This window comes from Tahibacter sp. (assembly GCF_032229445.1).
Lineage (GTDB): Bacteria > Pseudomonadota > Gammaproteobacteria > Xanthomonadales > Rhodanobacteraceae > Tahibacter.
The window spans coordinates 123165-134372 of sequence record NZ_JAVTWC010000103.1; the positions used below are offsets into that span (position 1 = coordinate 123165).

Annotated in this window: 8 protein-coding genes; all 8 read left to right on the forward strand. The window is 63.1% G+C overall.

Going from position 1 to position 11208, the window contains the following annotated elements:
* The first annotated feature begins 66 nt into the window (after positions 1 to 66).
* The gene (locus RUU78_RS18275) at positions 67 to 3975 is read left to right on the forward strand and encodes a thioesterase domain-containing protein (protein ID WP_313918914.1); all 3909 of its coding nucleotides are present in this window, start codon (positions 67 to 69) and stop codon (positions 3973 to 3975) included.
* A 166-nt stretch (positions 3976 to 4141) separates the two neighbouring features.
* A complete protein-coding gene (locus tag RUU78_RS18280) occupies positions 4142 to 4852 on the forward strand; it encodes an aspartyl/asparaginyl beta-hydroxylase domain-containing protein (protein WP_313918916.1) in 711 nt (236 codons plus the stop codon).
* Positions 4853 to 4871: 19 nt separating this feature from the next.
* Positions 4872 to 5600, forward strand: coding sequence for an aspartyl/asparaginyl beta-hydroxylase domain-containing protein (locus RUU78_RS18285; RefSeq protein ID WP_313918918.1), 729 nt, complete (start codon positions 4872 to 4874; stop codon positions 5598 to 5600).
* Positions 5597 to 6394 carry an alpha/beta fold hydrolase gene (locus tag RUU78_RS18290; RefSeq protein WP_313918920.1) on the forward strand — a complete coding sequence of 266 codons (798 nt, stop codon included), beginning with the start codon at positions 5597 to 5599 and terminating at the stop codon, positions 6392 to 6394. Before RUU78_RS18285 ends, RUU78_RS18290 begins: the two co-directional genes overlap by 4 nt.
* A gap of 21 nt (positions 6395 to 6415) precedes the next feature.
* Positions 6416 to 7663, forward strand: coding sequence for an efflux RND transporter periplasmic adaptor subunit (locus RUU78_RS18295; RefSeq protein ID WP_313918923.1), 1248 nt, complete (start codon positions 6416 to 6418; stop codon positions 7661 to 7663).
* Positions 7664 to 7690: 27 nt separating this feature from the next.
* Positions 7691 to 8371 carry an ABC transporter ATP-binding protein gene (locus RUU78_RS18300; RefSeq protein ID WP_313918924.1) on the forward strand — a complete coding sequence of 227 codons (681 nt, stop codon included), beginning with the start codon at positions 7691 to 7693 and terminating at the stop codon, positions 8369 to 8371.
* Positions 8372 to 8380: 9 nt separating this feature from the next.
* Complete coding sequence (locus RUU78_RS18305; RefSeq protein WP_313918926.1) at positions 8381 to 10876, forward strand: FtsX-like permease family protein; 2496 nt, start codon at positions 8381 to 8383, stop codon at positions 10874 to 10876.
* Between the two features lie 42 nt (positions 10877 to 10918).
* Positions 10919 to 11122 (forward strand): MbtH family NRPS accessory protein, encoded by a 204-nt coding sequence (locus tag RUU78_RS18310; RefSeq protein ID WP_313918928.1) that lies wholly within the window; start codon positions 10919 to 10921, stop codon positions 11120 to 11122.
* Positions 11123 to 11208: the final 86 nt, after the last annotated feature.

An 11208-nucleotide genomic window follows, 5' to 3' on the forward strand; every position in this document is an offset into this window, starting at 1 on the left:
GTGATCGAGATCGGTCCGGGACGCACCCTCAGCCGGCTCGTCCTTGCGCACGCCAGCGCGAATGCTTTGCCGCTGCGCGTGCTGGATGTTGCTGATCCCGCACAGGGCGTCGCGTCGTTCGCCTATCAGCGGCTTGCAGCTGCCTGGTGTGCAGGTGCTAGCGTGGACTGGGCGGCCTTCCATGCTGCCGAGCGGCGTCAGCGTGTGCGGCTGCCGGCATATGTCTTTGACCGTCATCGATACTGGATAGACCGTGCTGTGCCGAATCACGCGCCGCAGTCGGACGCGTGCGCCGGCTGGATCTATCAGCCGCTGTGGCAGCCCTGCGAGGTTGCATCGGAGCGACCAGCTGGACCGAGCTTGTGGTTGGTATTCGATGACGGCAGCAACGAAGGTCTGTGCAGCCTGTGCGATGCGCTTCGCAGTCAGGGCGACGAGGTCATCCGCGTGCTGCGTGACGATGGCTTCGCCGTGACGGCGCCGGATGTCCGCATGCGCGCCACGGCCCATGACGTCATTCGGCTCGCAACGCAATTGGCCGCGCAGAATGTGGCACCGCACCGGATTCTCTACGGCTGGCAGCTAAGGGCAGACGCTGGACGGGCGGACGACCTCGAGTTTCTGCTGGTGCTCACGCGATACCTGGTTCGGGGCGCGAGCGACGCATTGGCGGTACTGGCGCCGTCCATCGGCGCAGACGGTGCAGTGAGTGTCGCGCGTGCGGCGCTATCCGGCGCACTGCGGGTGATTGCGCAGGAAGCTTCCGGCGTGAAGGCGCGTTTTGTCATTGTCGACCAGGACGCGGATTTGCAGCGCGTTCCCGCGGCGCTCGACGGCGCGGAGGCATTTCGCGAGCTGTGGCTGTCCACGCAGTGGATGCAGCGCGACTACGTGCGGACTTACGCGCCCGAATCCGTCGTCGCGCCGGATTTTCGTCCCGATGGCTGCTACCTGGTCATCGGCGGACTCGGCAAGGTCGGGCAGATCGTAACCAGCGCGCTCAGCGCGCAAATGCCGATGCAATTGGCTCTGCTGGGACGCTATCCCGTCGCGGCCGATTGCGGCGCGGAGCGGATCGATCTGCGACGTCCTCGTGTCGCCGCCAGCGCGTGGCTAGCGGCGATCGGCGAACAAGCCGCCGCGCCTTCACCCCATCACGCAGGAATCATCGCCGCGCAGTCGCTGCTGAGCCGCCTTTCTGTCGCGCTCGTGCAGGCATACGCGATGCAGCGTCTCGAGAATTTCGAGCCGGGATGCCGGTATCCGCTGGCCGATTTTCTCGCTGCGCTGTGCGAAGCCCCCGCTTTGCGGCGGATAGCAGGCACGATGCTGCGCGTGCTGGACGAGGGCGGTGTCGTCGTGCGGGAGGCGGAGACCGTCGTCGTCGCCGCACTGAGCACCGGTGTGCCTGCGCAGATCGAAATGGAACTGGTGTCGTCCCATGCGGATTTTGCCGGTGCCGCCGCGCGGCTGGTGCATTGCGCGGCGCATTTCGACGACGTGCTTGCCGGTCGGCGCAACGGTGTCTCAGTGCTGTATCCGGAAGGATCGGCGCAGTTTCTGCGCGAAACGGCACCCGGACCCTCGGCGCACGGCGATTTCCGCGACGCCGTCGAGCGGCTGCGCGACGGACTGTCGACGCTCGCCGCAGCAACAGGCGGCAGAACGCTGCGCATTCTCGAAATCGGCGGCGGCAACGGCTCGCTCACGCGCCAGCTGGCACCGACGCTGCAGACACTGGATGTCAGTTATTGCTTCACCGACATCGGTCCGAGCTTCGTCCAGGGTGCGCGCCGGCTCGCGGCGGAAAACGGCTACGACTGGATTTGCGCGCGTGTACTGGATATCGAAAGCGACCTCGGCGCGCAGGGTTTTGCTGTGGGCGAGTTCGACGTCATCCTCGGTTTCAACGTGCTGCACATTGCAGCGCGCCTGGATCGCACGATTGCGAGCCTGTCGACACTGCTGTCGCCCGGCGGCGTTTTCGCGCTCGTCGAAACCCTTCAATGGACGCCATGGACTGAACTGGTCTGGGGTCTTACCAACGACTGGTGGCGCTACGAGGACGTCGATGTACGCGGCGACGGTCCTTTGCTGGGCGCCCAGCAATGGCTGCGCGTCTTCCAGGACGCCGGATTTGCGCTATCGCGCGTGGTGGCGCGGGAAGGGGCGATGGACGGACTGGTGCTGGCCGCCGCGCCCGATCTGGCCCGGTGTGAGGGCACATTGCTGGCGAAGGAGGCTGCTGTGCACCGCGATGCGCAGGTGCGGCGGTTGGTGGAGGCGGGCTGCAGCGTTGTGTGCTATCGCGGCGACGCTGGCGAACCTGGCGACATGCAGCGCCTACAGGAATCACTCATATCCCGGTTCGGCGCCCTGGATGGCGTGGTCTATGCGGCGACGACCGGCATGCGGGCCATGGGGCTGATCGACGAGATCGATCAACGGCACATTCGCAGCGAGCTGGCGACCAAAGTCGACGGGCTGGCGAACCTGGATCCGCTGTGCGCACGGTTGACGCCGTCGTTCGTGGCAGTAATGTCGTCCATGTCGTCGGTTCTCGGCGGCATCGGCCATTACGGGTACGCAGCGGCTAACGCCGTCCAGGACGCCTGGTGCCGCAACCGACCGTTGCAGGGGCGAACGCGCTGGCTCGCACTCAACTGGGACGCATGGGGCGATTCCGAAAAATCCTTCGGCGCATCCGTTGCGCGTCACGGATTGAGTGGCGACGAGGCGGTCCGTGCACTGCGTGCTGCACTTCGTCGCGGCGCGGGACAATGGTTGATCTCGCGGCATTCGCTGGGTGAGCGACTGGGCCAATGGTTGCGCGGCGCTGACGCGCCCGATCCTCAAGGTGCAGCCGGTGCGCGCATCGAGGCGGCCTCGAACGATGCGTCGACGCTGCAGCGTGTTATTGCTTTGTGGAAAGAACTGCTTGGCCGCAACGTGCCCGTGGAGCCGGACTCGGATTTTCGCGTGCTCGGTGGCGATTCGCTGCAGGCCGTACAACTGGTCAGTCTCGTACGGGCGCGGTTCGGACGCCATGTCAGCCTGGCCGAGTTCGTTCGCGCGCCGACGGTGGCGAACCTGGTCGAGCTCGTGGACGCACGCACGGCAGCGTGGTCACCGTTGGTGACGCTGGCACGAGGAGGGGATCAGTCGACCCTGGTGTGCGTCCATCCGGGCGGCGGCGGTATTCAGTGCTATCGGATGCTGGCCGACGCGCTGGGTGGGGGCGGGACCATCCATGCTCTGCAGTCGCGCCGTTTTGGCCCCGACGACTTGCCTCCGCACCGGTCCGTGGAAGCCATGGCAGCGGAGTACCGTGCGGCGATCGAGTCGGTGGATGATGGAACTCCGCTGATTCTGTTGGGCTACTGCTTCGGTGGAATGATCGCCTTTGAGGTCGCCGCGCAGTTGGAAGCGGCCGGCCGATGCGTGGCACGCCTGATCATCGTGGACGGTCATCCGCCCGGCGTGGATGACGGGTTCCTCGACCAGCGTCATTTCATCGAGACTCAGGCCGCGATGGTAACGATGCAGTCCGTCGGGGAGGACTGGGCGCGGAACATCGCCCTGCTTAGCCCCGAGGAACAGGCTGTGGCCGTGGGTGAGCGTATCGACTGGTCGCGCGCGGCACCGGGCGCCGAAGCGATGATTCGTCGCGCGGTGCTGGAGGTCATCCTGACCAACGTCGCGAAGAACGCCTATCGCCCGCAGGCCACGCTGCACTGCGACATCGATCTGCTGCGGATCGACGATGCCGGTTTTCATCGCGACAGCAACGCTGTCCCGCATCTCGGATGGCAGGCATTTTTTACCCGTACGGTCGATGTCCGCTGGATAACCGGTGAACATCACCAATTGTTCGACATGGATCACATTGCGCCGATAGCGGCGCATGTGCGCTCGCGATTGCCGGAGAGGGGCGATATGCCGTCGGCGGTATTCGTGGCAGGGCAGACGGCGTGACGACCCACGACTGTGGCGCGGCGCGGCTGTCTGGCCTGAACATCAGTCCGGACTGTAGCAGCAGCCAACCTGCACTATGTTTACGAAGTCGTGTAATATGCCGCGTTGGCTCGCGCGCAGCGCAGCCGAGTCGAAGAATGATCGGCGAAAGACGGAAACGTAGTTGATGCTGCAGCGCATAGCGTCACTTTATTTCAGCTACGTCAGCCCCCGGTTGAAACGGTTGTCGCCGATCGGCACAGGTCCGGTCTGGCGCAGCGACTCTCTGCCGTGGCTTGCTGTCGTCGAACGCGCCCACGCGGATATCAGCGATGAATTCAATCACTGGATTTGCGACGGCCATCGCGTTCCGGACAAGGAAGATCTGGCGCCGGGCACGACCTCTCACTACGGTCCTGAGCGCTGGGAACTCCTGCATTTGCTGCTGTGCGGTGAACGCATTGATCAGGTTGCACCCCATTTTCCGAAGACAATGGCTGCTCTTTCGGAAATACCTGATATCCGCACCGTGATGTTTTCCCGCCTCCCACCCGAACGCAAACATATTCCCCGCCATCGTGACGGCGAATCCGGCACGTTGCGCCTGCATCTGGGACTAAAAGTTCCCAGCCAGGGCGTGTGTCAGATCGAGATCGCTGGCCAGCCGCTTGCGTGGAGCGTCGGCGAGGCATTCGTGATGGACGTCGGTGCCAACGAGCACGAGGTGCGCAAGGACGCGGATGAAGAACGGATAATCCTGATCGCCGACTTTCTACACCCGCTGCCGTTCTGGGCAGCGTGGCTACAACGGCTTTTTTATTCTGCGCATGTCGGTCTTCAGGCGAAGGCCATGTTGCAATCGGCCTACGCGCGCCTGAGCGAGGTGCCGAAGGCATGACGTCCCCATCGACAACAGGATGCAACGCGTGACGACTCGTCTGTGGCAAAACTATTTCCGGCACGTCGATCCGCTGCTCAAGCGATTTTCCCTGATCGGACGCGGTCCGTTGTGGCGTAGCGAAGCACTGCCTTGGCTGGCGCAGCTCGAGGCGGCGCATGAACAGGTGAACGCGGAATTCCGGCGCTATGTGCAAAGCGGCATGAGCATGCCGGACAAGGAAGATCTCGACCCGGGTCGCACCTCACGATACGGCACGGATCGCTGGGAGCTGCTGCACCTGCTTGTCTATGGCGAACGCATGCCGGACGTCGCCGAGCATTTTCCGGAAACGGTCAAGTTGGCCGAATCGATCGTGCCGGGCATGTGCAGCATCATGTTCTCGCGCTTGCCGCCGGAGCGGCACCAGATCCCTCGTCACCGTGATGCCGAGAACGGTACGCTGCGCATACATCTGGGGCTGGTCGTTCCGGAACACGGCGCGTGCTTCATCAATGTCGGTGATGCTACCGCGCATTGGCGCGTAGGTGAGGCATTCGTGATGGATGCCACCTATGAGCACGAGGTCACCAAGGAGGCCAATGCCGAACGCATTGTGCTCATTGTTGATTTTTACCGCCCGGTGCCGGGATGGGTCGCCTGGCTGACTCACCGGCTGTACCGCCGCCACGGTGGAAAGATCGCCAAGCGGGTGCTGCGCGCCTCCTATGCCAAGCGCGCGCAGCAACAGCAAGCCCTGGTCCGATGACGCCGGCGTCGCACTACCTGGTCAACCCGCGCCCCAATCCAGCGGCCAAGAGCCGTCTGGTGGTCTTTCCCTATGCGGGAGGAGGTGCCGCGGTCTACTATAGCTGGCTGGACCGGTTGCCTGCGGACATTGAACTCAGCATTGTGCGCCTGCCAGGGCGCGAATCGCTGATCGACAGTGAACCGCTGTGCGATGCGCGCCAGGCGTCTGCCCACATCGCCGATACCTTGGCGTCGGCGGATAAGCGTCCGGTAGCGTATTTCGGCCACAGCCTCGGCGCGTTGATGGCGTTCGAAACGGCGCGCGAACAGCGCCGGCGCGGCGCGCCGCTACCCTATCTGCTGATGGCCTCCGCGCGCAGTGCGGCGCATCTGCCGATGGACCGCGAACCCTTTTTCGCCATGCCGCGCGACGCGTTCTTCGCGCGCCTCGTCGAAATGGGCGGAATGCCCGAGGAAATGCTGGCGGTGCCGGAGCTGCTGGAATTCGTCGAGCCGACGCTACGGGCCGACCTGATGATCAACGATACCTACGAGCACACGCTGGAGCCGCCCCTGCCGCTGCCGATCGTCGCGTTTGCCGGACGGCACGACAGCGATTTTCCCGAGGCCGGTGTCGCGCGGTGGTCCGAACTGACGTCCGCTTCTTTCCAGCAGCACATTTTTGACGGCGGGCATTTCTTCCTCAACACCCATCGCGATGAACTCTTGCGGTGGGTCGCTCATTACGCAGCGGAGTACAGACCGTCATCGGCTGAACTGACGCCGGGACACAGGGAGTTGTATTTTGTATGACCGCCAGTGACGGCTACCGCCATGGATAGAGCGATTGAAGTCAACCCGATGCGCCGCTGGCGCCGGCTCGCGCTTGTTGCAGCCGGCGTGCTGATTGCCATTCTGGCGGTACGGGAAATCCTCAGCCGCAGTCTGCCCGCTGTGCGAAAGGACTCCATCAGCGTCGCACAGGTGCGCGAAGCGAATTTCGAGGATGCGGTGAACCTGCGCGGCAGCGTGATGCCGGAAATCTCGGTCATCCTGGGCGCCAGCGAAGGTGGGCGCGTGGAAAAGATCCACGTCAAGGAAGGTGCTGCGGTCAAGAATGGTGATCTGCTGCTCGAAATCAGCAATACGTCGCTGCAATTGGCGGTTGTGCGTGGCCAGGCCGATCTGGCCGAGCAGACCAATCTTCTGCTGGGCAATCAGATCTCGTCGGAACAGCGGCGCCTGGAGCTCGGGCGTGACCTGGTCTCGGCAGAAACGCAGATGGACAAGTACCGCCGCCAGTTGAAGCGGCTCGAAGCGCTGCACGAGACCGGTGCTGTTTCGAATGAACTGCTCGAGGACGCGCGGCGCAATGTTGAGGAACAGGTACAGGTCAAGAAACTCATCGAACATTCGCTCGCCGAGAACTCAGCGCTGCGGTCGCGCCAGGAAAAGGAACTCCAGTCGACCGTCTCCATGTTGCACAAGAATATCGACCTCGCCCAGCAGGTGCTTGATCGGCTGGCCGTGCGCTCGCCGATCGACGGCCGTCTGACCTCGCTCAAGGCCGAAGTAGGTTCGACTCTGCGCGAGGGCGATGTGATCGGCCAGATCGATGACGAGTCGCAACTGAAGATCCAGGCCAATGTCGACGAGTTCTACATTCCTCGGCTGCAGGTGGGTCAGAAGGCGACGGTATCTTACGGCGGCAAGATGTTCCCGCTTGCAGTCAAGCGCATCTACCCGCAGGTGTCCAACGGTCAGTTCCGTGTCGATCTCGACTTCGCCGATGAGAAACCGGAAGACCTTCGTATGGGCCAGAGTCTGTCGCTGCAATTGCAGCTCTCCAATGGTTCGATGGCGTTGCAGGTCGCGTCTGGGCCCTACGTCGCGCAGACCGGAGGGCGCTACGTGTATGTCTATGACGAAGGCCGCGGAACCGCGCGGCGTCGCGATCTGAAGCTAGGCCGGCAAAGCGATTCGGCGATCGAGGTGATCTCCGGGCTGAAGGCCGGTGAGTACGTCATCACCTCGTCGTACGAAACTTTCGGTGACGCCGCGGAAATCCGCGTGCTCAATTGACCTCATTCACCTACAGCGAATCCGTACATGTCCGATCCCATCATTCGCGTCACGTCGCTGCACAAGCGCTACCGTACTGAGCGGCTCGAAACGACTGCGCTCGAAGGCATTTCCTTTGACATCGCGCAGGGCGAGTTTGTCGCCGTCATGGGGCCATCCGGCTGCGGCAAATCGACCCTGCTCAACGTTCTGGGGTTGCTTGATCGTGCCGACAGCGGAAGCTACAAGCTGGAGGGCACCGAAACGGTGGGCGGCAGCGAAGAACACCGCACCAGCCTTCGAAAAAAGTATATTGGTTTTATTTTTCAGAGTTTCAATCTGATCGACGAGCTGACCGTGCGCGCCAACGTGGAACTGGGCGTCTACTACCACGGCATCCGCGGCAAGGAAGCATCACGCATGGCGGACGAAGCGCTGGAAAAGCTCGGTCTGGGTGCCCGTGGCGATCACATGCCTTCGCAGCTCTCCGGCGGTCAGCAACAGCGCGCGGCCATTGCACGTGCCATCGTCAACCGTCCGAAGCTGCTGCTGGCGGACGAACCCACCGGCAACCTCGATTCGCGCAACCGTGAAGAAGTGCTCGAGATCCTCGGCACGCTCAATGCGCAAGGCTCGACGATCGTCATGGTCACGCACTCGGACGACGACGCCAGCAGGGCAGGGCGCATCGTTCGTCTGCGTGATGGACAACTAAGCACCACTTCCTGAGGAGCTTGCATGTCCGCGCTATTCACACCGGTCCTGATGGCGCTTCGCGCGTCGCTGCAGCAGCCTTGGACGGCGATACTCAAGCTCATCGGCTTCGTGATCGGTTTCGTCGGATGCATCCTGATCCTCGCGTTCGTAAACTACGAATCGCACTACGACACCTGGTTGAGCCAGGGCGATCGCATCGCACGCGTCATCCAGATTCGCGACGTGAAAACCGGCACGCGTTCGGTCAGTCCGCCGTACCCGTTTGCGGATGCGGCACGTAGCGATATCCCCGGTGTCGTGGCAACGGCACGCATGCAGCCGTTGCGCATCATGCTCCAGCAGGGACAGACGCGTTTCAACGAAGTGGCGCTGTTTGTCGATCCTTCGTTCCTGCAACTGTTCGACGTGACGCTGGACTCCGGCGGCAGCAATCCACTGGAGAAGCCCTTTTCCGCGGTGATCTCGCGCCGTGCGGCGTCCAAGTACTTCGGCCGCACCGATGTGGTTGGCAGTCGCCTTCTGCTGGGCGGCAAGCAGGAAGTGACCGTGACGGCGGTAATGCCGGACTGGCGCGCCGACTCTCATCTGTCGCCTGATGTGCTGCTGCCGCTGGAATCGTTCTTCCAGATGGCCAAGGAAAACGGCAACGTCGATCGCCAGCGGATCACCGGTTGGGACAATTGCCAGTGCTACCCGACGTATTTGCTGTTCGACAGGCCGGATCGTTTCGAAGCGGCAGATGCAGCGCTGCGCAGCACGCTGGTGCGCCATCAGGGCGAAGAGTATGCGGACCGTCTGCCGCTGTTGCTGCAGCACGTGACAGATGCCTACCTCGATTCGAACAAGTACCGCACCTATCTCGACCACGCGAAGAAGGGCGACCGTATTCAATTGCTGGTGTTCGTTGCGATCGCGTTCGTGTTGCTGCTGATTTCCGGCGTCAACTTCGCCAACCTGAGCGTGGCCGAGGCGACCCGGCGTGCCAAGGAGATCGGCATGCGCCGCATCCTCGGCGCCAGTCCTGCGGCGGTCAACGGCCAGCTGATCGGTGAGGCGCTGGCATTCGCTGCCGTGGCACTGCTCGTCAGCTTCGGTATTGCGGCACTGCTGGTTCCTTCGTTCGCGGCCTTCGTTGCGCGTCCTGTGCCGATTACGTCGATCTTCTTGCCGGCCGTGGTCGGCCAGGTCTTGCTCGCAGCTGTGATTGCCACTGCCGTCGCCGGCAGCATTCCCGCGCTGCTGTTGTCGCGCGCAGAGCCTGTTGCGCTGCTGCGCGAGAGCGCCGCGTCGGACGGCCGCCTTTTGTCGGGCGGGAGTGTTCGCCAGATCATGGTGATGGTGCAGGTGTTGGTTTCCACGGCGCTGATCATCGGTTCCCTGGCGATCTATTCCCAGATCGCGTATGTGCGTGATCTGCCGCGCGGTTTCAGCATCGATGACAAACTGGTCATCAATGGCGAGGGCAGCCACGATGCGTTCGGCGAGATCAGCGCGCAGTTGGCCACCATGCCGACGGCGACGCGCGTTTCGATCGCCAACGCGTTGCCGACGACAGCGACACCATCGCCGCAAAAGCTGCTGCGCCAGGGGGCCGCGGCGACAGAGTCCCGCTCGGTGGTAATCAACGACGTCGACTTCGGTTTCTTCGGCGCGCTCGGCGTCGATCCTGTCGCCGGCCGGCTGTTCGATCCGAACTTCGGTTCCGACAGCTATCGTACTGCGGACGCCGCCGGCACTGCCCCGGCGAACGAAGAGCGCGAAGTCAATGTGGTCGTCAACCGGGCGGCCGCGGGCGAGCTGGGCTTTGCATCGGCCGACGCCGCGCTGAACCAGATAGTCCGCTACGCGGACAAGGCGCAGGCGGCACTCGCACTGCGCATCGTCGGCGTCGTGGAAGACATCCGCTACGGCAACCCCAAGGAAGCCGTGCAACCGATGCTGTATCGCGCGCGCGTCGACTGGAACATCAATCGGCATGAGCCGCGCTATTTCCTGGTGTCCTCGACCGATCCGGGTAATCCGCAATTGCAGGAAAGCGTGCGCCAGCTGTGGATACGGCTGGTTCCCGGCTTCGTCAGCGACGTCACGCCGATGATGACGCGCCTGACCGGGCAGCTGCGCGGCGAGGAACAGCAGTTCCGTCTGGTGCTGTTGTTTACGGCGGCGGCGCTGCTGATCTCGGTTCTGGGTGTGCTGGGCCTTGCGGCGTTTGTCATGCGTCGGCGTGCACGGGAACTCGCTGTGCGACGCGTCGTCGGCGCATCACCGCTGCAAATCGCGCAGTTGGTTTCGATGCAGCAAATGCGTCACATCCTCGTGGCTGTGCTGCTGAGCCTGCCGCTGGCGTATTGGATGATCGTGCGTTGGTTGCAGAATTTCGACTTGCGCGTGCCAGTGTCCTGGTCCTGGTTCGCTGGCGGCGCGGCGTTGAGCCTCGTCTGTGTATTTGCATTGCTGCTGGTGTTCACGGCGCGCGTGGCGACGGCGAGCCCGGTGCGCTATCTCAAGGATAGCTGAGCGTTTGCGGTTGCAAGTCAGCAATCATTCTGGAGTGGAATAATGGATACCAATACGGATCTTCTGTACTTCGCTGTCATCAATCATGAGGAGCAGTACTCCATCTGGCCGGCAGACCGTGAGCTGCCATCCGGCTGGAGCGCAGTTGGTGAAGCGCAGTCGCGCCAGGCGTGCCTGGATTTCATCGAGAAGACTTGGACGGACATGCGTCCGCTGAGCTTGCGAAAAGCGCTCGGCGAAACCTAAGCGTGTCTCTCGGGGGGGAGAACGAGGCCGACCTGCGGCAATCGCGTGAGGCCGATGCTGGCTCGAAGACGGTAGTGTCGGAGCCA